This window comes from Polaribacter sargassicola, assembly GCF_021991835.1.
GTDB classification, from domain to species: Bacteria; Bacteroidota; Bacteroidia; order Flavobacteriales; family Flavobacteriaceae; genus Polaribacter; species Polaribacter sargassicola.
Genome location: NZ_JAHDAU010000006.1, coordinates 229,326 through 255,312, shown reverse-complemented (window position 1 = coordinate 255,312; position 25,987 = coordinate 229,326). Strand labels below are relative to the sequence as shown.

The following is a 25,987-nucleotide window of genomic DNA, read 5'->3' as shown; positions in this document are numbered from 1 at the left end:
TGGTTTTATTGGTTGGTTATCAGTAAATCCTCTATGTTTTTTTTATGAGGAAAGAGCCTACTTTCTTCTATTAAAATAGTTGTTAATTTAATTTTTTGATCACTCTTAAAAATACTAATAATATTTTTATCTACACAATCATTTAGAAATTGATTAATATATTCTTGTTTAATATTAAGGTCTGTAACAAAAAAATCATCAGTAAAGTGTTTTCTAATTTTAGAAATCATATTGTCTTCATCAGAAAATTTTTGTAGCTGTTTTCTTTTTTTATTAGTTCCGTTTAAAGCGTTTAATAAATTATCTAAATTTACAGAAGCACTAGTTATATTAAGATTTGCAATTTTAGTATTTTTTTTGGCTTTAGTATTTGCATACGGAAGATGAAGTGATTTTGCATTTATAGTTGGGCCTTTATAAGTTGTTATTTCTGGATCTTGATAAAAAATACTTCTAGCTTCTTCTAACACAATTTCATTTAGAGTTTCTGTTTTTTCGTTTAAAGTAACGGTAATATTTTTATCAGAAAGAATTTTATCAGTAATATAAATTATTTTTTTCTGAAGATTTATATGAGAAAAATATAAGCTATCACCTAATTTTACAGCAATTTCAAAAGAACCATTGTTATTTGTAATTGTACCTTTATTTGTGTTTATATTAATAACATGTATATCAAAAGTGCCAATACTATCAATGGTAGCTAAGTTACCTAAAATAGTTTTTCCTTTTATAAGAGTCCTTTTTTCTTGTGCATTTACAGAAATTAAGCAAGAAAACATGCAAAATAAAACAAGTATTTTTTTCATCAATACAAAGTAAATAGATGATGCTCTTAAAACTCTACTAATAGAATTGTAAATTTCTGTTAAATGGAGTGTTTATAAATTCTTATTTTTGATGTATGAAAAAAATGATAATTGCAAGTACTTCTACAATTCATGGAAGCAAATATTTAGCTTATTTATTACCAACTTTAAAAAAACATTTTAATGATGTAAAAGAGTTGTTGTTTATACCTTATGCAAGACCTAGTGGTATTTCTTATGATGATTATACAGCAATTGCAAAAAAGGCATTTTCTGTTTTAGATATTGATGTAAAAGGGATTCATGAGCACAAAAATGCTAAAGAAGCAATAAAAAATGCCGAAGCTATTTTTACCGGAGGAGGAAATACGTTTGAGTTGGTAAATCAGCTATATAAAAATGATGTGCTAACTACTTTAAAAGAGGTTTTAGAAAATGGAACGCCATATTTAGGTACAAGTGCAGGAAGTAATATTTGTGGTGTAAATATGATGAATACCAATGATATGCCTATAGTTTATCCACCAGATTTTACCACTTTAGGCTGCATCAATTTTAATATTAATGCACATTATTTAGACCCAATTAAAGATTCTACACATATGGGAGAAACTAGAGAAACTCGTATTAAAGAGTTTCATGTTTTTAATAATATACCCGTTTTAGGTTTACGTGAAGGAAGTTGGTTAGAAGTAAATAACGATAAAGTTATTTTAAGAGGAGAACTAACTGCTCGTCTTTTTGAACAAAACAAGCAGCCAATTGAATTAGAAAGTGGAGTAGAGGTAGAGGTTTAATAATTAAACCATTGCTCCATTAGCGCCAATAATTTGTCCGGAAACCCATTTAGATTCATCACTTGCTAAAAACAATGCAACTCTAGCAATATCTATTGGTTTTGCTAATCTATTAAAAGCATTCATACCACTTAATTTTTCTATAAACTCGGGTGTTTTACCTGTTAAAAATAACTCTGTTTCTGTAGGACCAGGAGCTAAAGCATTTACCGAAATTCCTCTACCTATTTCTTTAGAAAATACGCGAGTCATTTGCTCTACAGCTGCTTTTGTTGCTGAGTAAATTGCATAAGTAGGCAACATTAATTTTACTGTACTAGAAGATATATTAATGATGTTTCCATTATCTGCAAGTTTTTTTTCTGCTTCTTGTAATGTATTAAAAATACCTTTTACGTTTACATTAAAATGATTGTTAAAATCTTCTTCTGTGTTGTCTTTTAACATTTTAGATTTCATTGTACCAGCATTGTTTATTAAAACATCTACTTTACCAAAATGTTCTATAGTTTTATCAAATAGATTAGTTACCTCTTTGCGTATACTAACATCTGCTTTTACAGCAAAAGCTTCTCCGCCATTATCTATAATAGTTTTTACCACTTCATTAGCCTTAGATTTACTATTTGAATAATTAACAATTACTTTGGCTTTATTTTCTGCTAAAAGAATTGCAATTTCTCTACCAATTCCTTTAGAAGAACCTGTTACAATAACTACCTTGTCTTTTAATGTCATCTTTGTGCTTTTTTAGTGTCTTAATTATTATAAAATTTACTAATTAAAAATTAGCTGATTAAAATTGATTTCTATTCACTCTAATTTTAAGTATAAACCAAAGTTAATAAAAAATACCAAGTGGTATGTTTTATTAACTTTCTTTAACAACCTAATTGATTTAGCTTAAAAAATGGGTTGTTAAAGAAAAATAAAAAGAGGTTTTTAATTTTTTTAGTAACTAATATACTTTACAATTTCTAAACCATAACCAATCATACCAACACGTTTAGATTGCTGAGTATTTGTAATTAATTGTAGTTTTCTAATGTTTAAATCGTGTAATATTTGTGCACCAATACCAAAGTCTTTATTGTCCATTTTAATTTCTGGCGCTTTCATATTACCTGCTTGCTGATTTTCTTTAAGAATAGATAATCTGCTTAGTAAATTTTGAGATTGATTTTGCTGATTGACAAAGATAATTGCTCCTTTACCTTCTTTATTTATAACCTGAAACATCTTTTCTAGCTTCTTATCAGCATCATTTGTTAATGTTCCTAAAATATCATTATTAACTAAAGTAGAATTTACTCGAGTCATAATTGATTCTTCTTTGGTCCAAGAACCTTTAGTTAAAGCAATATGTACTTGGTTATTTGTTGTTTGTTGGTAAGCTCTTAATCTAAAATCTCCAAATCTTGTTTTTATATCAAAATCTTCTTTTTTCTCTATTAAAGAATCATGTTCCATTCTGTAGGCAACTAAATCTTCTATAGAAACAATTTTAATATCAAACTTTTTGGCAACTTCTAAAAGTTGTGGTAAACGTGCCATTGTACCATCCTCATTCATTATTTCTACAATAACACCAGCTGGTTTTAAACCTGCTAAACGAGCAAAATCTATGGCTGCTTCTGTATGACCAGTTCTACGTAAAACACCACCTTCTTTAGCTATAAGAGGAAAAATATGTCCCGGTCTTGCTAAATCATAAGGTTTAGTTTCATTATCTACTAATGCCTTAATAGTTAGAGCTCTATCGCCAGCAGAAATACCTGTTGTAACACCTTTACCACGTAAGTCTACAGAAACGGTAAAAGCAGTTTCCATAGGGTCTGTGTTATTGTTAACCATAACATGTAAATCTAATTCTTTACAGCGCGTTTCTGTTAAAGGAGTACAAATTAAACCTCTACCATGTGTAGCCATAAAGTTAATCATCTCTGGAGTTACTTTTTCTGCTGCAGCTAAAAAATCTCCTTCATTTTCTCTATTTTCATCATCAACAACAATAATAACTTTACCATTTCTAATATCTTGTATAGCTTCAGAAATTAAGTTTAATTTAGTGTTGTTTTTTATATTTTGAGCTGTCATAATAAATAAGTTATGCTTCTTTTTTTGAAAATGTTTTCTTAAAGAAATTAATAATCGGTTGCGTAATGGCATCTAGATTAAATATTCCTTTGTCTTTTGTGGCTCTTCTTGTTAATAGTATAGCTAAAGGAACCATAATTATTGCTGCAATCCAAGATCCTAAAAACGATGTAATAGAACTTTCTTCTGCAAGGTTTTTACCAAAAGTGTTGCTAAAGAAATAAGTTACATAAATAGCAATAGCTAATATCATAGGTAAGCCAAAACCACCTTTTCTAATAATAGAACCTAAAGGGGCTCCGATAAAAAAGAGAATTAAACAAGATAAAGAAAAAGCTATTCTGTTGTAATATTCTGTATCAAAGTAGTTTAAGGTTTTTCTTTGGAGCTTAATTTTTGTTTTGTTATTGTTTATAGAACTATAAGCTCTACTTGCTTTTGTTACTGCAGAGTTTAAAATATTTACTTTATCTTCTAATTTAAAGTTTTCTAAAATATTTGGATCTAAGTCTTTTGGTTTTAAAGAGTCTTGATATTTATATAAGTCTTTAGCTGTTACTGATGTATATAAGTTTTTAGCTTTTAAGCTTAAAACTTCATCATAATTAGATTTTAAATGAGGAATTGTGTCGCCTAATTGATTTAGACTAAGCATCATGTGGTTTTTAGTATGATCCGTTTTATTTAAATCTCCTTCATCTGAAATAGAAGAAATATCAATGTTAAATTCATATTCATCAAAAATAGCACTAGAAGCAGGCATATTTTTATTTTTGGCTGCAGTTGTACCTCTTTTTAAATGTTCTTCATAATAATTACCATCATTTAAGATAAAGGTTATATATCTACTTCCTTCTTCAGAAATAATTTTACCTCTTTTAGCTGTAATTACTTTAAGGTTGCCTTTAAAACCAGATAAATCATATATTAAAACATTTTTTAAAAGGTTTTCTTCTTCGCCATATTTTTCTGTAAATTTAATTTGATAACCAGGTAAATCGCTATTAAAACTACCAGGTACTAAAGCCATTGCAGGTTTTTTCTTTTTAATATTTAAATACAGGTTTTTTTGTTTTAAAACAGCATAAGGGTATACATTGTTTAAAAACAAAAAGTTTATACCACTAAAAAATATGGTTAAATAAACAAGTGGTCTAACTAATCTTTGTAAAGATATACCTGCAGATTTTGCCGCAGCAAACTCATAGTTTTCACCTAAATTACCCAAAGCCATAATAGAAGATAATAGCACACCTATGGGTAAGGCTTGGGGTGTTATAATTAGAGTTGTGTAGTATAAAAATTTTAAAATAAAAGGAAAACTAATTCCTTTACCGGCTATATTGTCAAAAGTTTGCCATAACACTTGCATTACCAAAACAAATAGCACAATAAGAAATGTAGCTACAAATGGAACTAGAAATGTTTTTAGGATGTATTTATCTAAAATTTTCATTGCTGCAAAAGTAGTTTCTTAAGATGAAAGAAGCTACTAATTAACTGTTAATTGAAAAAAATTAATCTATTGTATATTTTAATTGTTTATACTTGGCAAGATCTAATGAGAAAAACTGGTTAGGTAATGTTTGATTACTTTTAAGTTTAGTTATAGTAAAGGTTGTTTTAGATGTATTAGAACCAGTTTGTATTAATTTATAGATGTGTTTTGTTTTAGCATCTATACCTAATTCTACTTTTACAATATCAGAATTACTATCGATAGGATTTAAAGTAACAAACTGAATTTTTCTACCTTGTAGGTTTTTTAAATCTCCCATTTCAAAATTATAGCCTTCTTTATAAAAAGTTAGTAATTTTGAAGGATATATAAAACCATCATCTTCTCCCATATCTCCTTCTGTGATAGATATTTCTTTTTCATCGTTATTAATTACATATAATTTTTTTCCATCAAAAATAAATGTATTTCCTAAGTAATTTAGGTTATATTTTTCTCCTTGTAGCGTAATTTCTCCTCTAATAGGTGGCTCATCACCTTCTTTAATACCAGCATCTTCATTGCTTAATGTTTGTGCAAAACCAATATTCATGTTTTTATATGCTCCCATTTTTTTAGAAACTTCATCTAAAAGAGATTTTGCTTCTTCAGATTTTTGAGAAAAAGTAATTGTTGTAATAAATAAACTGAAAAATAAGATTGCTATTTTTTTCATAATTTTAGTTCTTTTCATCTTAAAAATTAGATGATATTTTAATTGTTTTTTTCGTTTTCTAATAGTTGTTCTAAAGCAATAAAATCTGGTATTAAAACTTGTCTAGCTTTACTCCCTTCAAATCCACCAACAATGCCTGCAGCTTCTAATTGATCAATTAATCTACCTGCTCTATTATAACCTAATTTTAATTTTCTTTGTAATAAAGAAGCAGAACCTTGTTGTGCTGTAACAATAATTTCTGCAGCTTCTTTAAATAATTTGTCTCTATCTTGTATATCAATATCAATACTTGTGCCACTTTCATCATCTACATATTCTGGCAACTGATAAGCTTCTGGATATGCTTTTTGAGAGCCAATAAAATCTGTAATTTTTTCTACTTCTGGTGTATCTACAAAAGCACATTGTATTCTGTTAATATCATTACCAGCTGTGTATAATAAATCTCCACGACCAATTAATTGATCTGCTCCACCTGCATCTAAAATGGTTCTAGAATCTGTTTTAGAGGTTACTCTAAAAGCTATTCTTGCAGGAAAGTTGGCTTTAATAATACCTGTAATTACGTTTACAGAAGGTCTTTGTGTGGCAACAATTAAATGTATACCAATTGCTCTAGCTAACTGTGCTAAACGTGCAATTGGTGTTTCTACTTCTTTACCAGCTGTCATTATTAAATCGGCAAATTCATCAATAACTAAAACTATGTAAGGTAAAAATTGATGACCTTCGTTGGGGTTTAATTTACGTTTTTTAAACTTAGCATTATATTCTTTGATATTACGAACCATTGCAGATTTTAATAAATCGTAACGATTATCCATTTCTATACAAAGAGAGTTTAATGTGTGCACTACCTTGGTAGTGTCTGTAATAATTGCTTCTTCTACATCTGGTAGTTTAGCTAAGTAATGACGCTCTATTTTATTAAATAAAGTAAGTTCTACTTTTTTAGGATCTACTAAAATAAATTTAACTTCTGCAGGATGTTTTTTATATAATAGAGATGTTAAAACGGCATTTAAACCTACAGATTTTCCTTGTCCTGTAGCTCCTGCCATTAACAAGTGAGGCATTTTTGCTAAATCTACAACAAAGGTTTCATTAGAAATTGTTTTACCTAAAGCAATAGGTAACTCCATAGGAGATTCTTGAAATTTCTTAGAAGAAATAACAGAATACATAGAAACGATGGTTGATTTTTGATTAGGAACTTCTATACCAATAGTTCCTTTACCTGGTATTGGTGCAATAATTCTAATACCTAAAGCAGATAAAGACAAAGCAATATCATCTTCTAAATTTTTAATTTTAGAAATTCTTATACCAGCTTCTGGTACAATTTCATAAAGAGTAATTGTTGGCCCAACAGTTGCTTTAATTTCTGCAATACCAATTTTATAATTTTTTAAAGTTTCTACAATTCTATCTTTATTAGCTTCTAATTCAGTAGGATCAATAGAAATACTCTCGTTATATTGTTTTAATAAATTAAAAGTTGGAAATTTAAAGTTAGATAACTCTAAAGTAGGATCAAACTCACCAAAATCTTTTAAAACTTTATCAGATAAATTCTCTACAGATTGTTCTTCTTCTTTATTAATTGCAATATCAATACCAACATCATTAATATCTTCTACAGTTTCTTCTGTTTCTGTCTTAGATGTTGTTTTTACATTTAAAGAAATATCGTTATTTGTTACATCAGAATGTTTAGAAATTGTTGGTTGTAAGTTTTCTAAAGAAAGCTCTACACTAGATTTTTTTGTTCTTTCAATTTCTTCTTTTTCTTGTACTAAAGGCTTTACAGGTTCTTTTTTAATTTCTTCTGTAGCTGTAGTAATTTGTTGGTTATCTGTATCAATTAACTCTTGGGCTCTTCTTTCTTCTCTTTTTCTTTTATAGTTTTCTATATATTTTTCAAAAGTTACTTTATAGCGTACAATTAAGTATACGCTTAAATAGAATAATAAAAAGATAACTAAACCTACTTTGCCAATAAATGTTTGTAAATATTCATTAATTTCAAAACCTATTATACCAGATAAAAGTGCGTGTTTAGGATTTAAAAAGCCTAAAGAAATAGAAAACCATAGTGTAGCTATTAAACCCCAGTTCCAAGAAATAATTATAGATGATATTTTTCTTTTAATTAGAATTGATATTCCTGTTTTTAAAATATGAAAACAGATAATAAAAGAGCTAATTCCGAAACCATTATAAATAAAAAAATGAGATAAATTTTGTCCTATTTTACCTAATGAATTTTTGCTTTTTACAGTTTTATCAGCCAATTCTGTAAGAATACTCTGATCTTCTTTCCAATTAAAGAAAAAAGAAACAAAAGCAAAACAAAGAAAGAAAGAAAATAAAATTAAAAAGGTTCCTACTATTGTTTTTGTTTGATTCGTTTTTAGAAAGGCAAAAATGCTCGGTTTTTTATCCGAAGGCATTATTGTTTTTTTTCTACTTTTTTTTCTTATTGCCATTAATAAATTATTCTTTTTAGCTGTAAACTGTAATTATTTTTCTAAAAACAATGCTATTTTAGGTACGTAAATAAAACCTGCAATAATTAAAGACGTAATTGCAGCAAAGGTAGGAGCACCAGCAGCAATATCTTTTATAAAACCAATTTTTTTATGATAATCTGGATGAATAAAATCAGCCATTTTTTCTACGGATGTATTTAAAGCTTCTGCAACAAGTACAAAGCCGATTATTAAAATCTGAAACATCCATTCTATATTAGAAATTTTAAAATAAAAACCCATAATGGTAGCAATAAAAGTAATAAAAATCTGTACTTTAATACTATCTTCTGTAGTAACTAAAAGCCAAAGACCTTTAAAGGCAAATTTAAAACTACGAATTCTACCTCTTAAAAAGCTGTCATTAGGGTTTTTCATAAAACTATATTATATAGCGTTTAATGCAGCTGTATAATTTGGTTCTTCTGTTGTTTCTGCAACTTGTTCTGTATACACTACTTCTCCATTTTCATCTATAATAACAATAGATCTAGAGTGTAAGTGAGCTAAAGGTCCATCAGCAATTTCTAATTGATAAGATTTACCAAAGTTACCATCAGCAAAATCAGATAACATAACAACATTATCTATACCTTCTGCACCACAAAAACGTGCTTGAGCAAAAGGTAAATCTTTAGAAACACATAATACAACTGTATTTTCTAAATCTGCAGCTTTTTTGTTAAATTCTCTAACAGATGCAGCACAAGTACCTGTATCTACACTTGGAAAAATATTTAAAATTACTTTTTTACCAGAGAAATCTGCTAAACTTTTTTGAGATAAATCTACTGCAGTTAATTTAAAATCAGCTGCTTTAGTACCAGTTTCTGGTAAATTACCTATTGTTTTTATTGCGTTTCCTTTTAATGTGATGTTTGCCATTTTAGTATATTTTTTAGAACATCAAAAGTAAGAATAATTTATAGATGTTTTTAAATTTTTAGGTTGGTTTAATTTTTTTTAAAACCAAAGGATATAAATCTTCGTAAGTATATGTGAATCAAAATTAATATTAAAACAAAATTAAATTATGAGAACATTAAAATTTTTAAAAGTAGCAGTTTTAACATTTACTTTATTTACAGCACAGTCTTTTTTAGCACAAGAAAAAACTAAAATGGTTGGTGGAGCAGAAATGTATCCCTCTAAAAATATTGTAGAAAATGCAATAAACTCTAAAGATCATACAACACTTGTAGCGGCGGTAAAAGCAGCAGATTTAGTAGATGTTTTAAAAAGTGATGGACCTTTTACTGTTTTTGCACCAACAAATAAAGCTTTTAGTATGTTGCCAGACGGTACTGTAGAAACTTTATTAAAACCAGAAAATAAAATGAAGTTACAAACAATTTTAAAATACCATGTTGTTGCGGGTAAATGGAATGCGAAAGATATTTTAAAATTGATAAAAAAAGGAAATGGAAAAGCGATGATTAAAACTGTAAGTGGTGGTACAATTACAGCATGGAAAAAAGACGGTAACGTTTATATTTCTGATGAAAACGGAGGGAAAGCAAAAGTTACAATTGCAGATGTAAATCAATCTAACGGTGTTATACATGTTATTGATGCTGTTTTATTACCAAAATCTTAAAAAGATAGATTAAATATAATTATTTGAATAAAAGCTGCTTCTTTATGAAGTAGCTTTTTCTTTTTACTATTTTTTATTAGGGCATAAGCTTTTATAATAACAAGTTGTACTTTTGCACTTTTAAAAAAATAGTAGTCTACGTGAATATTACACAGTATACATCAGAATTTAAGTATAATTGGAAACTTGCAGCACCAGTAATGTTAGGTATGTTAGGGCATACATTTGTAAGCTTTATAGATAATATTATGGTTGGCCAATTAGGCACTGCAGAATTAGCTGCCGTTTCTTTAGGTAATAGTTTTATGTTTATTGCAATGTCTATTGGCATTGGATTTTCTACAGCAATAACACCTTTAATTGCAGAAGCAGACTCTTCTAATAATTTAGAAAAAGCAAGATCTACCTACAAAAGTGGTTTGTTTTTATGTACTACTTTGGGTCTTATTTTATTTTTAGGAGTTTATTTTTCTAAACCTTTAATGTATTTAATGAAACAACCTAAAGAGGTTGTAGAAATAGCAATTCCTTATTTAGATTTAGTAGCTTTTTCTTTAATTCCTTTAGTTGTTTTTCAGGCAATTAAGCAATTTAGTGATGGCATGTCTATGACAAAATATCCAATGTATGCTACGTTAATAGCTAATATTATAAATACACTTTTAAACTATATTTTAATCTTTGGTAAATTTGGTTTTCCAGAAATGGGTATTGTTGGTGCTGCCTACGGTACTTTAGTTTCTAGAGTAATTATGGTAGTTTATTTGTGGGGATTATTACGTTATAAAGAACGATCTGCAAAAATTGTAAAAAATATAAAGTTCTTTATTTTAGATGTTTTAATGATAAAGAAAATTATAAGTTTAGGCTCTTTAAGTTCTATGCAAATGTTTTTTGAAGTTGCTATTTTTACCGCAGCAATTTGGTTAAGCGGTTTATTAGGTAAAAATCCTCAGGCGGCAAATCAAATAGCATTAAATTTATCTTCTATGACTTTTATGGTTGCTATGGGATTAAGTGTAGCATCTATGATTAGAGTTGGTAATCAAAAAGGATTAAAAAATTATAAAGAGTTAAGAAGAATTGCATTTTCTATATTTTTATTAGGTATTTTATTTGCCACTTTTTTTGCTTTAATATTTTTTATTTTTCATAAAAGTTTACCAAATATCTATGTAGATTTAAATGATGAAGCAAATTATGTAGATAATATTGCAGTACTTTCTATTGCTTCTAAATTATTATTGGCAGCAGCTTTTTTTCAAATATCAGACAGTATACAAGTAGTTGTTTTAGGCGCTTTACGTGGTTTACAAGATGTAAAAATACCAACAATACTTACTTTTATTTCTTATTGGGTTATTGGTTTTCCGGTGTCTTATTACCTTGGTACAGAAGAAATGTACGGTAGTTTTGGTATTTGGTTAGGTTTATTAGCCGGATTAACAACAGCTTCTATTCTCTTATTTATCAGATTTAATTGGTTAACTTTAAAATTGATAAAAGAAAAACATACTTTAATTTAAAAAAAAACAAAAAATAAACAGGATGAATTTACCTAAATTTTTATTAGCAGACAACAGCAATTTTCCGGAAGATATTTTTGTATTGCATACAGAGTTTCCACGTTTTATGATTAATTTAAAAGATGATGAAATTGAGTGGTTTGAAGATTTAACAGGTGAAAATGAAGAAGATATTGCCACAGAATTAGCAGATTTAATGGATAAAGCTGGCGAGTTCTATGATGAAGAAATGAAAAAATACGAGTAATTTCTATTTCTATTTTAAGCAATCTTTTTACTTCTCATAGCCATTAAACCTAATATAGGGCCAACAGCCAATACTAAATAAACTAAATTAGAGTCTGTAGAATTGGTTAAATTACTAATTATTTGAATACTGATAATTGTAATTGCATAACCAATACAGTTTACAATAGTTAAAGCAGTACCTTTACTTTTAGAAGGTGCATTTTGTGCCACTAAAGTAGAAAATAAAGGAGAATCTGCTATTACAAAAATTCCCCATAGCAATAGAAATGTTATAAAAACCATTTTATTGTTCACATAAAATACTAAAGGAGAAATTAAACAACAAAAACAAGACAATAAAAGCGCTAAAAAAGCAATTTTTTTAGTGCCATATTTTTCGGCTAAATAACCACCAATAACACAAGATAAACTACCAATTGCAATAATAAAAAAAGACAATAACGGAATGTTGAATTGAGATTCTGTATGTATGTTGTTATATGTTTTTAAAAGAATTGGTACAAATGCCCAAAAGGTATAAAGTTCCCACATATGCCCAAAATACCCAAATGCAGCTTTTCTAAAGTTTAAGTTTTTAAAAATAGAAAAACAAAGAGTAATATCTAATTTAGTATTTTTCATTCTGTAAGGACCATTTGGTACAAAAATTAACATAATTAGGCCACCAAAAGAAGCTAAAATAGAAATTGCTATCAAGATGTTTTTCCATGAGTAACCAGACATCATATCTTTTAAAAGATGTGGTAAAGCTGTACCTAAAACTAAAGCTCCTACTAAATAACCTAAAGATTTTCCTAATCCTTTTTGGTAATAATCTGTAGCAATTTTCATTCCTACAGGATAAATTCCTGCTAAGAAAAATCCTGTTAAAAATCGCATACCTATTAAAGTAAAGAAAGTTTGGTTTTCAAAAATTAGACGTAGATTAAAAAAAGCGCCTAAAACTGCACAGAAAAAAAATATTTTAGAAGGAGAAAACCTATCAGCAATAGTAAAAAGGGCAAAAACAAAAGTGCCAATTATAAAGCCAAACTGAACTGCAGAAGTAAGGTAACCTAAAGCAAAATTTTCTAAATTAAAGCTATTTACTAAATCTGTCATTACTCCATTACTTGCAAACCACAAAGAGGTACAACAGAATTGAGAGATAATTATAATAGGGAGTATTATTTTTTGTTTGTTCATAAACGAATAAATGTAATAATAATAAATTTAAAATTTTGCCAAGTAAATAGAATTTTTATCTTTGGTTTTAATGAAAAAAGTTAAAATCATAGAATGTCCACGTGATGCAATGCAAGGAATAAAGTCTCATTTTATTTCTACAGAACAAAAAGCATTGTACATAAATTCTTTATTAAAAGTTGGTTTTGATACTATAGATTTTGGAAGTTTTGTTTCTCCTAAAGCAATACCTCAAATGAGAGATACAGCCGCTGTTTTATCAAAATTAGATTTAACTAAAACTACTAGTAAATTATTAGCAATTATAGCAAATATAAGAGGAGCAAATGATGCATCTAAATTTGAAGAAATAGATTATTTAGGATATCCTTTTTCTATTTCAGAAAATTTTCAAATGCGTAATACTCACAAAACTATTTCAGAATCTATAGAAACCTTAGACGAAATTTTAAACATAGCTTACAAGTCTAATAAAAAAGTAGTAGCTTATTTATCTATGGGATTTGGAAACCCTTATGGAGATCCTTGGAATGTAGAAATAGTAGGCGAGTGGACAGAAAAATTATCTAAAATGGGAGTGGAAATTTTATCACTTTCTGATACTATTGGTAGCTCTACACCTAAAATTATAGATTATTTATTTTCCAATTTAATTACACAATACCCAACTATAGAGTTTGGTGCTCATTTACATACAACACCAAACAAATGGCACGAAAAAGTTGATGCAGCGTTTAAAGCTGGTTGTAATAGGTTTGATGGAGCTATGAAAGGTTATGGAGGTTGCCCAATGGCAAAAGATGAGTTAACGGGTAATATGCCAACAGAAAAACTATTAAGTTATTTTACTGCAAAAAAAGTAGATACAAATATTAGACCTATGAGTTTTGAAAGCGCTTATAACAAAGCTTTAGAGACTTTTTAAACCTATAATTATCTTTTTTTGATTAAAATCTTCTAATCAAGTCATTTCAACTTATAAAAAATTACAATTTAACTTGTTAAAAAGTCATTTCATCGCATAAAGAGATTAAAAAAAAATCTGAGATGTAATATTGTATCAAATTAACAGTATTTAAATTTAATCTAAATAAAAGATGAGGAAGATTATTTTATCATTAGCAATTGCAACAGTTTTAATTTCGTGTAACAATAACAATGAAGACGATACACAATTAACAGTAGCACCATCAACTTATACATTTGAAAGAAATGGTATAACAACTGTAAGTTTTTCAGGACAAACTACAAGAATAGAAATGGGAGAGGAGTTTGTATCTGCACTTTCAGATAATACCCAAACAACAGCCTCTTTAAGTGGTAAATTTGCACATTCTGAAGGAGAATCAAATTTTTCTGATGCAGATTTAAATGCTTCAGATAAAAGTATAAGAAGTAAAACAGCAGCTTCAACAGATTTTTATTCTGCAAACACATCAGATGCATCTCTAATTAAATCTCAATTTGATTCGTGGATAGCAGCACAAGTAAGCGAAGTTTATCCTAATTGGAATGTAGATGCCGTTTCTGGTACAGCAGGTAAAATTCAAGAAGCAGGTGGAGGATCTACAAGATATGTAAATGCAAAAGGATTAGAATACAACCAAGTAATAAACAAAGGTCTTATTGGTGGTTTAATGGTAGATCAAATCTTAAACAATTATTTAAGTCCAGCTGTTTTAGATGCTGGAGACAACGTAGCAAATAATGATGCAGATGTTTTAGATGGCGATAACAATTATACTACAATGGAGCATAAATGGGATGAAGCTTTTGGTTATTTATACGGCTTAGAAGCAGATGTAACATTACCTGTTTTAGGTGCCGATAGTTTTTTAAACAAGTATTTAGATAGAGTAGAAGGTGATGCAGATTTTACAGGAATTGCTGCAGATATTTATGATGCTTTTAAATTAGGTAGAGCTGCAATTGTAAATAAAGATTATACAACAAGAGATGAGCAAGCAGCTATAATAAAAGAAAAAATTTCTGAAATTATTGGTATAAGAGCTGTGTATTATTTACAACAAGGTAAAGCAAATTTAGGTTCAGATTACGCTTCTGCTTTTCATGACTTATCAGAAGGTTTAGGTTTTGTTTATAGCTTACAGTTTACAAGAAAACCAAATTCTACAGAGCCATATCTTACAAAATCTGAAGTAGATGGATTTATGAGTACTTTACAAGCAGGTAATGGTTTTTGGGATGTAACATCTACAACTTTAGATGATATTTCTAATACTATAGCATCTAAATTTAACTTTACTGTTACTCAAGCAGGTAGTTAATAGTCTAAAATTTATAAGAACGGAAAAGAAATCTCAATTGATTTCTTTTCCTTATTTTTGCAATATATTTAGATTTAATAAGAATAAAATGATTAAAAAAGTTCATATCCTTTTTATATTTGTTGCAACAATTTTTGTTTCATGTAGTTCATCAACATCAGAAGAAGAGGAAGAAATAGTTGTAGATAATTTTGATAGAGGTGCAATGTTAACCAATATTGCAGACAATATTATTATTCCTGCCTACACAGACTTTAGCACAAAAATGACAGCTTTAAAGTCTGCTGGAGAAACGTTTACGGAAACTCCAAATCAAACAAATTTAGAAAATTTAAGATCTTCTTGGTTAGTAGCATATAAAACTTGGCAATATTTAGAAGTTTTTAACTTTGGTAAAGCAGAAGAGATTCAATATTCATTTTACATGAATGTATATCCGTTAACCGTTTTAGATGTAGAAACAAACATTTCTAATGGTTCTTATGATTTAACTAGTGTAAATAACCAAGATGCACAAGGTTTTCCTGCCATAGATTATTTATTATATGGTGTTGCAGATTCAGATGTTACTATCATTGAAAAATACACAACAGATGAAAATTCTGAAGGTTACAAAAATTACCTAACTGATGTTTTAAATCAAATGACTACCTTAACAGAGCAAGTTTTTATAGATTGGTCTAGTTATAGAAATGAGTTTGTTTCAAGTACATCTAATACAGCAACAAGTGCTGTAAATATATTGGTTAATGATTACGTTTATTATTACGAAAAAGGATTGAGAGCCAATAAGTTTGGTATTCCTGCAGGAGTATTTTCATCAACAGCTTTGCCAGAAAAAGTAGAGGCATATTATAGTAGAATTTACTCTAAAGAATTAGCTTTAGAAGCTTTAGTAGCTGTAGAGGCTTTGTTTAAAGGAAATCATTATAACTCATCAACAGCTGGTGTTGGTTTTGATGATTACTTAATAGATATAGAAAGAGAAGATATTTCTACAAGTATTATCAATCAAATAGAAGTAGCAAGAACTCAAATAAACACATTAAATTCAGATTTTTACGAGCAAATTAATACAAATGATATCGCTATTTTAAAAGCTTATGATGAATTACAAAAAGTAGTAGTTTTACTAAAAGTAGATATGCTACAAGCTTTTAATATAAGTGTAGATTATGTTGATGCAGATGGAGATTAAAATATTAGTATAAATCAAACCCTAAGAATTTACTAATAGATAAAATCTTAGGTTTTTTATTTTGATGAAATTTTTGAAGTACAATTTTAAAGAACAAACAAACGCAGCTCCTTTGGCTGTGTTTCGTTTGTTTTTTGGTTTAATGATGTTTGCTAGCATTGTCCGTTTTTGGGCAAACGGTTGGATAGAAAAACTGTACTTAGAACCAAAAATGTTTTTTTCTTATTATGGTTTTAGTTGGATAAAGCCAATAGGAAATTACACTTATTTATTATTTGTTATTTGTGGTTTATCAGCACTATTTATAGCTGTTGGTTATAAATATAGACTGGCAATAATTACCTTCTTTCTATCTTTTACTTATATAGAATTAATGGATAAAACTACTTATTTAAATCATTATTATTTTATAACGATTATAAGTTTTGTACTTATTTTTTTACCTGCAAATGCTACTTTTTCTATTGATAATTTATTTAAAAAAAAGAAATATATCAACATACCAAAATGGACAATAGATATTATTAAAATACTTTTGGGTATTGTCTATTTTTATGCTGGTTTGGCAAAATTAAATTCCGATTGGTTATTTAGAGCAATGCCGCTAAAAATTTGGTTGCCTTCTAAATACGATTTGCCTTTAATTGGTAATAACTTTATGCAACAAGAATGGTTTCATTTTGCCATGAGTTGGTCTGGAATGTTGTACGATTTGTCTATTCCGTTTTTGTTATTGTACAAAAGAACTAGAATTTTTGCTTTTGTATTGGTAGTGATTTTTCATGTTTTTACTAGAGTTTTATTTCCAATTGGCATGTTTCCTTTTATAATGATTGTTTCTACATTAATATTTTTTGATGCTAAATTTCATCAAAAAATTATTGATTTCATAAAAAATTTTTTGTCAAAATTGTCATTTCGAGCGCAGTCGAGAAATCTAAAATTAATTAATAATTATAATTTTTCAACAAATAAGAGAAAATTATTTATTCCGTTTTTAAGTCTATTTCTAATCATTCAGCTTGTATTACCTTTTAGATATTTATTATATCCGGGAGAATTATTTTGGACAGAAGAAGGATATCGTTTTTCTTGGCGAGTAATGCTAATGGAAAAAGCAGGAATGACAAATTTTAAAGTAGTAGACACAAAAACAGGGCGTTTTTTTATGGTGGATAACAAAGATTTTTTAACCACATTTCAAGAAAAACAAATGAGTTTTCAGCCCGATTTTATTTTAGAATATGCACATTTTTTAGGAGATCATTTTAAAAGCCAAGGACATAAAAATATAGCTATTTTTGCAGAAAGTTACGTGGCTTTAAACGGACGCTTAAGTACTAGATATATCGATTCAAAAGTAGATTTATATCAACAAAAAGAAAGCTTTAAACACAAAGATTGGATTATTCCGTTTTCATCAAACATAAAAATAACAGGACTATAGATATATGAAATTTAGATTCTTTTTAATCGTTTTTACCCTAATACAAACTACAATTTACAGTCAGTATAAAGTATCAGGAACCGTAGTTTCTGATGAAAACAAGACTTTAAATAAAGTAGAAATTTATAATGAATCTGGTGGTTTGTTAGCAGAAACAAATACTTTGGGAGCATTTTCTTTTTCTATAAATACTAAAACGGTTTCTTTAGTTTTTTATGCGGATAATTATAAAGTTAAAAGAGTTGTTTTAAAGGTAGATAATTACACAGATATAAAAATTGTATTAGATTCTTTCTCAGAAGAATTATCAGAAATTGAAATTAAATCTAGAAAACGTAAAGTTTTTGAGTTAAAAAGGCTTAAAGATGTAGAAGGCACTGCAATTTATGCGGGTAAAAAAACAGAAGTGGTTTTAGTTAATCAGTCCGCAGCAGCTTTATCTACCAATAATGCGCGTCAAATTTTTAATCAAGTTGCAGGTTTAAATATTTATCAAAATGATGATGCAGGTTTGCAATTAAACATTGGCGGTAGGGGTTTAGATCCTAATAGAACTGCTAATTTTAATACTCGCCAAAACGGATACGATATTAGTGCAGATGTTTTAGGATATCCAGAAAGTTATTATACACCCGCATCCGAAGGATTGGATGAAATACAAGTAATTAGAGGTGCTGCTTCTTTACAATACGGAACGCAATTTGGAGGTTTGGTTAATTTTATCACTAAAAAACCAACAAAAAACCAAGAAATTGTTTTTAGAAATACTTTGGGAAGTTATGGTTTGTATACAAATTTTACAAGTTTAAGTAATACGTATGGTAAGTTTAGTTATTATGCCTACATCAATTATAAAAAAGGAGACGGTTTTAGACCAAATTCTGAATTTGAATCTACCAACATATTTGCACATTTAGGGTATCAAATAAATAATAAAAGCAAGTTGTCTTTAGAGTTAACAGGTTTAAAATATTTAGCGCAACAAGCAGGCGGTTTAACTGATGATATGTTTAACGAAGAGCCGTTACAAAGTAACAGAGCACGTAATTGGTTTCAAGTAGAATGGTTTTTATATAATTTAAAATGGGAACATGCTTTTTCTGATAACACCAATTTTTCTTTTAATTTCTTTGGATTAGATGCTTCTAGAGATGCATTAGGTTTTAGAACCAATAGAGTAAATCAAGTTGATTCTGGTGAAGAAAGAGATTTGATAAAAGGTACATTTAAAAACTTTGGTTTTGAGTCTCGTTTGGTAAATAATTATACCATTTTTGATAAAAAGTCTACTTTTTTAATTGGTACAAAATTTTACAAAGCAAAAAACACCAATATGCAAGGTCCTGGTTCTGATGGTTCTGATGCCGATTTTAATATGTATTTAGATGAATATCCAGATTATGCAAACCAGTCTGACAGTAAATTCCCGAATTTAAATACATGCTTATTTGGTGAAAATATTTTTTATATAAATGATAAATTATCAATTACACCTGGTTTTAGATTAGAGTACATCAACACAAAAAGAGACGAAATTATAAAAGATATTGTTACCGATGCTGCAGGAAATGTAATTAATGAAAACCTAAGAGATGAAGAAGAAACTAACGAAAGAACTTTTGTTTTATTAGGCTTAGGATCTAGTTATAAATTAAATAAAACAACAGAATTTTATGGTAATATATCTCAAAATTACCGTTCTGTAACATTTTCTGATATAAGTACAGCAAACCCTGCTTTTGAAATTTCACCAGATATTACAGATGAAAAAGGGTTTACTATTGATGCTGGTTTTAGAGGAAATTATAAAAACTTTTTTTCTTATGATGCCAATGTTTTTGGTTTGTTTTATAATGATAGAATTAATATTTACACAAGAGATGACGGTAAAGCAGAAAGAGATAATATTGGTGATGCCAGAATTTTAGGAATAGAAAGTTTGATTGATTTTAATCTAAAAAAACTGTTTATCAATAATTCTAATTATGTATTAAATTACTTTATTAATTCTTCTTTTATAACATCAGAATATACAAAGTCAGAAATTAATGGAGTAGTAGGTAATCAGGTTGAATTTATACCAAACATCAATATAAAAACAGGAGCTCGTTTTGGTTATAAAGACTTTTTAGCAAGCATTCAATATTCTTATTTATCGCGTCAATTTTCTGATGCAACTAACGCAACAGGAGGTAGTATAAGCGGCGTTACTGGAGAAATACCAGCGTATGATATTTTAGATGTTTCTGCTTCTTATAAATACAAGTTTTTAAAGATAGAAACAGGAGTAAATAATCTGTTAGATAATAGTTATTTTACACGCAGAGCCACAGGTTATCCAGGACCGGGTATTATTCCATCGTCACCAAGAAATTATTACATTACTTTAGAGTTTAAGTTTTAAAATTAATAAACTTAGAAGTAAAAAAAACAACCTACAATTTAATTATAGGTTGTTTTTTTGTTTGATTTTTATAAAAGTTTCTTTCAAATACTATAGTTAATCTCCGTCATTATCTGTAGGTAAAACATTAACAGACAATGTACTTGCTGCATCTACAGAAAAATATTGCAATAAACTAAATAAAGAAGTGTAAAGAGTTTCTACACTTTCATCACCATTAGAAATTGCTGTGTATAAATTGTTATCAATGGCATCAATATTGTTAAAAACGGTAGTAAAACTGTTGTCAATTTCTGTAGAAATTTCTGTAGAACCCGCTATTTCATCAACAATATTTGCAAAATTTACACTACTTAAAGTATATGCATTTTGCACTTCTTCTAAAGAACTTTTTATTAGTTGTAAAGAACTTTTACTTCTGTACGCTTCTAAAATATCTAGATTTATATTAGAAGAACTTTCTAATCCGGCAGGTTTACCAATTTTAGTAACTCTAATAATATCTATAATATTTATAAGTTGATTAAAAGCCAAACAGCGTGCATTTTCTATACACGATAAGCTTTTGTAATTAGAAAAAGTTGTTTTGTAACCATCTTCCCAAAAATCAATTAATAGATTTATTTGTCTTAATGTTTCTTTAGAAATAGCTAATAAATAATCTACTCTGTAAGAATCTTCTTGTAAAAGAGCAAGATTATCATTATTTGGTTCATATAACAAATATTCTATACCCGCTAAACCTTTAGAAACTGTACTACTATTGCTAATATAATCGGTATCAAAAGTAGTTTTATCTGCAATATTACCTTCTATTAATGTTGGATTTGCAGGAAAATTATAAATGATGATATCAAAATAAAGTGATTTTACATCAACCACATTATAAACTCTAGTTTTAGAGTAAGAAATGGCAGAGTTTAACCATTGCTCTTGTAAAGCAGTAAAGTTTTCTTGATTTATATTTGTTTGAAAAGCTTCTGTAAGAGTTACTTGCTTTTCTATTTCTGTTTTAAAATTATTTAAAGCAGGTAATATGTTTACATTATAATATTCTTCATGAAAAAGATCTATTGATGATGTAGTATCTGAATTTTCTTTGCTACAAGAGGCTAATAAAAAAGCTATAGAAAAGAAAAAGAAAAAAAGTTTTTTCATTTTTTGTTATTTATAATGAATTTAAAAATTTAAGTACTTGTTCACGACTTTCTTTAGATAAATTTTTGAAGTTGTTTTTGGCATTTTCTGCCTCACCACCATGCCATAAAATAGCTTCTTCAATATTTCTAGCTCTTCCATCGTGTAATAAAAAAGTATGATCGTTTACGGTTTCTATCATTCCTAATCCCCAAAGAGGTTGTGTTCTCCATTCATTTCCGTTAGCCAAAAAATCGGCTCTATTATCTGCTAAATCATCACCCATATCATGCAATAAAAAATCAGAATACGGTCTTATAGTTATGTTTTCTAATTGAGTTAATAAAGAATAATTATTATCCGTTGTAAAATTATTAATATGGCACTTAGCACATTCTAACTCACTAAATAAAGCTTTACCTTCTAAGACATCAATTGTATTATAATCTCTTCTTATTGGAACGGAAATAGCTGCTTGATAAACCATTATTCTGCTCATTTGAGTGTCGGTTACTTCTACAGTTTCACCTTCATTATTACCATTATAAAGTTCATCACAATCAATACCAGGAGGACAATTTTCATCAGGAAAAATAGAAGTTGTTAATCCCATATCACCACTAAACGCGGCAGCAATTTGTTGTTCTAATGTAGGTTGATTGGCTTTCCAACCAAATTTACCAATGGTAGATTTATTTTCTTTAACATTCCAAACATAATTTGCTTTTCCAGAAATTCCATCACCATCAATATCATTAATATCTTCATTGGCTAAAATACTGGCTTCACTTAAAGCGTCTATAAAACCTAAACCTATTACTTGTTGGCCAACTCTTGGAGATTGTTTAGCATTGCTTAAACTACCATAATTCTCATCAACAATTGTATAAATAGGTTTTCTTAATTCGTAAGTTTCTCCATCAGGATAAGTACCTGTTATTGTTTCAAAATGAACGTTAATTGTACCTTCTTTATCAATACCCAAATTAGAATCATCTTGTAATTGATCTCCATAATTACCAAAACCTATAGGTCCTGTTATAAGATCATTACCAGAACTTAATCTAATTAAAAATCCTTCTGAACCAGCGCCATTTTCTAAGACAGGTTTTCCTCTACCATCTCTTAAGTGACAAGCACTACAGGCTCTTGCGTTAAAAATTTGACCTAAACCATCTCTAGAAGTAGTAGAGGCAGGAGCAGAAACCCAACTTTGATCGAACATGGCATTACCAACACCAAAAAAAGCAAGTTCTAAATCTGATAAAATAGGAATCCCTCTACCAAAAGCTTTATCTGCGGTAAAAGCTTCAATAGATAAATCAGATACTAATTTTTCTTCATCTAATTCGTAATTTATACTGATATATTCTTCATCAGATAAACCATCAGAAGTACAAGAAAAACATATAAATATTAAAACTCCTATATATAAATACTTCATTTATTCTTTTTTGCAAAAATAAATAAAACTGAAGACTAATAAAGTCTCCAGTTTTATTTAAAAAATATATGTCTAATCTAATAGATTAGTTAATTGTAATGCTAACACCTAATGTATTAGCTGCATCAGAAATAGCTGTTCCTTGTGCTTTTAATGCTGATGATAATTGACCAGCAGGACCGTTAGAACCTAATGTTTCTTCACTAATAATTTCATCAAAGTTTTTACCTAAACTTAATAATGTGTTTAATTTAGAAACTGTTTCAGAAGCTTTAGTTTCTAAAGCAGATGCAATAGTTGTATTACTAGCATTTGTTAGTTCTATTAAAGAAGCACCAGAAATAACAGCACCACTTTCTGTTGTGTAACTACCAATAATAATGTTGTTAATTCCATGTACATTAGCCCACATATCTTGGTTTGTATTGTCAGAAAAACAAGAGTGTTCATTTTCTTGTCCTTCATCTATAGCTGGGTCTAAACGTTCTAATGCAACTTCTCCATTAGAAATAAAACCAATTCCGTTTAAGATGTTTGTTAAAGCTACATCTTCATCTAAAGCTTCAAAAGTAGTTCTGTAAGAACCACCAACAGCCCAAGTATTGTTCAAATCATTTAAATCGCTAACTAATAAATCTGTAACAATTTGTAAATAAGTAGCTCTTCTATCCGAAAAATCTGCTGTAGTGTAATCTGTATAAGGTCTATTACCAGAAGTAGAATAATCATCTGTTGTATGTGTTACACTATTATAGTTTAAGTCTTGTCCCCAAAGTAAAAACTCAATAGCATGCCAACCCGTAGAAATATTATCATCTTTACCATCTTCATTTTTAGCAATAATGTTAGCTTCTGTTAAATCAAAAGAAGTATCACCAACTAAACCATTTTGTACAATACCTCCCGTAGTGTTGTATACATAATCTATATAACCTTCATCTAAAGGCCATGCATTTATTTGCCCTTCTGTACCTAATAAATTTTCATTATCTATAGGTCCATTAGCTTCTCTATAAGCTTCTGTTTGTCCGTAAAAATCTCTAGCATATAACCAAGCTTCTCTTGCTTCTGTTAAAGTAGTTTCTGAAGGAGCAGCAATAAAAGCGTCAATTTTTGTTTTCATTGCTACTGCTGTGTTGTATGTATCATCATAATTAGCAGCTGCAATTGTAGCGTAATTTGAAATAAATTCTGCTTTTGTTACTATATCTGTTGGTGTTTCATCATCATTTTTAGAACAAGAAACAGTTAAAACACTTACAAATAAAAGTAAGGTTAGTTTTGTAAAATTCAATTTCATTATAGTTATATTTATTTAGATTGTTTTTAAATATGATGCAAATTAAATGACTTTTATCATATTACACAAACTTTATTTAGAATAATTAAAAATAATAAAATTGATAAAGCACCTTGTAATGTGAATTAAAAGTTAAGCTTATTTATATGTGACTGTATTTTAATCTTTTTATTCAATTAAAAATTGTAAATTTGCACGCAATTATATCTTAATTGCAACATGACAGCACACAACAACAAAATTTTAGGAGAAGGTTTAACTTATGACGATGTTTTATTAGTTCCTGCCTTTTCAGAAGTACTTCCTAGAGAAGTAAGTATTCAAACAAAATTTACAAGAAATATTACTATTAATGTACCAATTGCTTCTGCAGCAATGGATACTGTTACAGAATCTGCTTTAGCAATTGCTATTGCAAGAGAAGGTGGTATTGGTGTTTTACATAAAAATATGACGATTGAGCAACAAGCTCAAGAAGTTAGAAAAGTAAAACGAGCAGAAAGCGGAATGATTTTAGATCCGGTAACTTTGCCTTTAACAGCTGTGGTTTTAGATGCTAAAGCATATATGAAAGAGCATAGTATTGGAGGTATACCAATTGTAGATGTAGATGGTACTTTAAAAGGTATTGTTACTAATAGAGATTTACGATTTGAACACGATAATGCTAGACCTATTGTTGAGGTAATGACAAGTGAAAACTTAGTTACTGCTGGTGTTGGTACTTCTTTAAATGACGCAGAAAAAATTCTTCAGAATTATAAAATAGAAAAGCTTTTAATTGTTGATGAAGATTATAAATTAAAAGGATTAATTACTTTTAGAGATATTACTAAAGTAACTCAAAAACCAATAGCAAATAAAGATTCTTTTGGTAGGTTAAGAGTTGCTGCAGCTTTAGGGGTTACAGGAGATGCTGTTGATAGAGCAGAAGCTTTGGTTAATGCAGGAGTGGATGCAGTTATTATAGATACTGCTCATGGACATACCAAAGGTGTGGTAAATGTTTTAAAAGAAGTAAAATCTAAATTTCCAGAATTAGATGTAGTTGTAGGTAATATTGCAACAGGCGAAGCTGCTAAATATTTAGTAGAGGCAGGTGCTGATGCTGTAAAAGTTGGTATTGGTCCAGGTTCTATTTGTACAACTAGAGTTGTTGCAGGTGTTGGTTTTCCTCAATTTTCTGCAGTTTTAGAAGTTGCTGCAGCTATAAAAGGAAGTGGAGTTCCTGTTATTGCTGATGGAGGAATACGTTATACTGGAGATATACCAAAAGCAATTGCTGCAGGTGCAGACTCTGTTATGTTAGGATCTTTATTAGCAGGAACAAAAGAATCTCCTGGTGAAACAATTATCTTTGAAGGAAGAAAATTTAAATCTTATAGAGGTATGGGATCTGTAGAAGCTATGAAAAAAGGTTCTAAAGATAGATATTTTCAAGATGTAGAAGATGATATTAAAAAATTAGTACCAGAAGGAATTGTAGGTCGTGTACCTTATAAAGGAGATTTAGCAGAAAGTATCCATCAATTTATTGGTGGTTTACGTGCTGGTATGGGATATTGTGGTGCTAAAGATGTAGAAACTTTAAAAGAAACAGGAAGATTTGTAAGAATTACAGCAAGTGGAATTAATGAAAGTCATCCACACGATGTTGCTATTACAAAAGAATCTCCTAATTACAGTAGAAGATAAGTTTATTACATACTGTATTTTTATAAAATTTAAAATATCGAGGATTATAATTCTCGATATTTTTTTTGTTCTTATTAAAAGTATTTGAATTGTATTCTTAGGTATA

22 protein-coding genes are annotated in these 25,987 nt (G+C 28.6%); 10 read left to right on the top strand and 12 right to left on the bottom strand.

Going from position 1 to position 25,987, the window contains the following annotated elements; translation table 11 throughout:
• Positions 1 to 5 precede the first annotated feature (5 nt).
• Positions 6 to 809: a peptidase associated/transthyretin-like domain-containing protein gene (locus KI686_RS11645; RefSeq protein ID WP_237589486.1), complete on the bottom strand. Its 804-nt coding sequence runs from the start codon at positions 807 to 809 to the stop codon at positions 6 to 8.
• A gap of 95 nt (positions 810 to 904) precedes the next feature.
• On the opposite strand from KI686_RS11645, the gene pepE reads away from it, so the two are divergent.
• On the top strand, positions 905 to 1,606 hold the full coding sequence (pepE, locus tag KI686_RS11640; RefSeq protein ID WP_237589485.1) for a dipeptidase PepE: 702 nt from the start codon (positions 905 to 907) through the stop codon (positions 1,604 to 1,606).
• Positions 1,607 to 1,609: 3 nt separating this feature from the next.
• Here pepE and KI686_RS11635 read toward each other — a convergent pair whose 3' ends face one another.
• From KI686_RS11635 to tpx, 7 genes are all read right to left on the bottom strand, one after another.
• A complete protein-coding gene (locus tag KI686_RS11635; RefSeq protein WP_237589484.1) occupies positions 1,610 to 2,344 on the bottom strand; it encodes an SDR family oxidoreductase in 735 nt (244 codons plus the stop codon).
• A 213-nt stretch (positions 2,345 to 2,557) separates the two neighbouring features.
• Complete coding sequence (gene ribB, locus KI686_RS11630; RefSeq protein ID WP_237589483.1) at positions 2,558 to 3,703, bottom strand: 3,4-dihydroxy-2-butanone-4-phosphate synthase; 1,146 nt, start codon at positions 3,701 to 3,703, stop codon at positions 2,558 to 2,560.
• A gap of 10 nt (positions 3,704 to 3,713) precedes the next feature.
• Entirely contained in the window at positions 3,714 to 5,159 is a 1,446-nt protein-coding gene (locus KI686_RS11625) for an LptF/LptG family permease (RefSeq protein WP_237589482.1), read from the bottom strand.
• A gap of 61 nt (positions 5,160 to 5,220) precedes the next feature.
• A complete protein-coding gene (gene lolA1, locus KI686_RS11620) occupies positions 5,221 to 5,877 on the bottom strand; it encodes an outer membrane lipoprotein periplasmic chaperone LolA1 (RefSeq protein ID WP_237589481.1) in 657 nt (218 codons plus the stop codon).
• Positions 5,878 to 5,915: 38 nt separating this feature from the next.
• Positions 5,916 to 8,369 carry an FtsK/SpoIIIE family DNA translocase gene (locus KI686_RS11615; protein ID WP_237589480.1) on the bottom strand — a complete coding sequence of 818 codons (2,454 nt, stop codon included), beginning with the start codon at positions 8,367 to 8,369 and terminating at the stop codon, positions 5,916 to 5,918.
• A gap of 33 nt (positions 8,370 to 8,402) precedes the next feature.
• Positions 8,403 to 8,789, bottom strand: coding sequence for a diacylglycerol kinase family protein (locus tag KI686_RS11610; RefSeq protein ID WP_237589479.1), 387 nt, complete (start codon positions 8,787 to 8,789; stop codon positions 8,403 to 8,405).
• 9 nt (positions 8,790 to 8,798) lie between these two features.
• Entirely contained in the window at positions 8,799 to 9,296 is a 498-nt protein-coding gene (gene tpx, locus KI686_RS11605) for a thiol peroxidase (RefSeq protein ID WP_237589478.1), read from the bottom strand.
• Positions 9,297 to 9,444: 148 nt separating this feature from the next.
• Here tpx and KI686_RS11600 point away from each other — a divergent pair, with 148 nt between their 5' ends.
• The 3 genes from KI686_RS11600 (at position 9,445) to KI686_RS11590 (ending at position 11,781) form a co-directional block, all read left to right on the top strand.
• Positions 9,445 to 10,008, top strand: a complete 564-nt coding sequence (locus KI686_RS11600) for a fasciclin domain-containing protein (RefSeq protein WP_237589477.1) — start codon at positions 9,445 to 9,447, stop codon at positions 10,006 to 10,008.
• Between the two features lie 200 nt (positions 10,009 to 10,208).
• Entirely contained in the window at positions 10,209 to 11,534 is a 1,326-nt protein-coding gene (locus KI686_RS11595) for an MATE family efflux transporter (RefSeq protein ID WP_262913991.1), read from the top strand.
• Positions 11,535 to 11,556: 22 nt separating this feature from the next.
• Positions 11,557 to 11,781, top strand: coding sequence for a DUF8828 family protein (locus tag KI686_RS11590; RefSeq protein WP_237589475.1), 225 nt, complete (start codon positions 11,557 to 11,559; stop codon positions 11,779 to 11,781).
• A 14-nt stretch (positions 11,782 to 11,795) separates the two neighbouring features.
• On the opposite strand, the gene KI686_RS11585 is transcribed toward KI686_RS11590, so the two are convergent.
• On the bottom strand, positions 11,796 to 12,968 hold the full coding sequence (locus KI686_RS11585; RefSeq protein WP_237589474.1) for an MFS transporter: 1,173 nt from the start codon (positions 12,966 to 12,968) through the stop codon (positions 11,796 to 11,798).
• Positions 12,969 to 13,038: 70 nt separating this feature from the next.
• Between KI686_RS11585 and KI686_RS11580 the strand changes: the two genes are divergently transcribed.
• From KI686_RS11580 to KI686_RS11560, 5 genes are all read left to right on the top strand, one after another.
• Positions 13,039 to 13,893 (top strand): hydroxymethylglutaryl-CoA lyase, encoded by an 855-nt coding sequence (locus KI686_RS11580; RefSeq protein ID WP_237589473.1) that lies wholly within the window; start codon positions 13,039 to 13,041, stop codon positions 13,891 to 13,893.
• A gap of 172 nt (positions 13,894 to 14,065) precedes the next feature.
• On the top strand, positions 14,066 to 15,256 hold the full coding sequence (locus KI686_RS11575; RefSeq protein WP_237589472.1) for a DUF4856 domain-containing protein: 1,191 nt from the start codon (positions 14,066 to 14,068) through the stop codon (positions 15,254 to 15,256).
• Between the two features lie 88 nt (positions 15,257 to 15,344).
• Entirely contained in the window at positions 15,345 to 16,454 is a 1,110-nt protein-coding gene (locus KI686_RS11570; protein WP_237589471.1) for an imelysin family protein, read from the top strand.
• Between the two features lie 64 nt (positions 16,455 to 16,518).
• Complete coding sequence (locus KI686_RS11565) at positions 16,519 to 17,901, top strand: HTTM domain-containing protein (RefSeq protein WP_237589470.1); 1,383 nt, start codon at positions 16,519 to 16,521, stop codon at positions 17,899 to 17,901.
• Positions 17,902 to 17,905: 4 nt separating this feature from the next.
• Positions 17,906 to 20,305: a TonB-dependent receptor family protein gene (locus KI686_RS11560; RefSeq protein ID WP_237589469.1), complete on the top strand. Its 2,400-nt coding sequence runs from the start codon at positions 17,906 to 17,908 to the stop codon at positions 20,303 to 20,305.
• A 96-nt stretch (positions 20,306 to 20,401) separates the two neighbouring features.
• Here KI686_RS11560 and KI686_RS11555 read toward each other — a convergent pair whose 3' ends face one another.
• The 3 genes from KI686_RS11555 to KI686_RS11545 all read right to left on the bottom strand — a co-directional run bounded on the left by KI686_RS11555 (position 20,402) and on the right by KI686_RS11545 (position 24,186).
• Complete coding sequence (locus tag KI686_RS11555) at positions 20,402 to 21,463, bottom strand: imelysin family protein (protein ID WP_237589468.1); 1,062 nt, start codon at positions 21,461 to 21,463, stop codon at positions 20,402 to 20,404.
• Between the two features lie 10 nt (positions 21,464 to 21,473).
• On the bottom strand, positions 21,474 to 22,886 hold the full coding sequence (locus KI686_RS11550) for a di-heme oxidoreductase family protein (protein WP_237589467.1): 1,413 nt from the start codon (positions 22,884 to 22,886) through the stop codon (positions 21,474 to 21,476).
• 85 nt (positions 22,887 to 22,971) lie between these two features.
• Positions 22,972 to 24,186 carry an imelysin family protein gene (locus tag KI686_RS11545; protein WP_237589466.1) on the bottom strand — a complete coding sequence of 405 codons (1,215 nt, stop codon included), beginning with the start codon at positions 24,184 to 24,186 and terminating at the stop codon, positions 22,972 to 22,974.
• 219 nt (positions 24,187 to 24,405) lie between these two features.
• Here KI686_RS11545 and guaB point away from each other — a divergent pair, with 219 nt between their 5' ends.
• Positions 24,406 to 25,881 carry an IMP dehydrogenase gene (gene guaB / locus KI686_RS11540; RefSeq protein WP_237589465.1) on the top strand — a complete coding sequence of 492 codons (1,476 nt, stop codon included), beginning with the start codon at positions 24,406 to 24,408 and terminating at the stop codon, positions 25,879 to 25,881.
• The last annotated feature ends 106 nt before the right edge of the window (positions 25,882 to 25,987 follow it).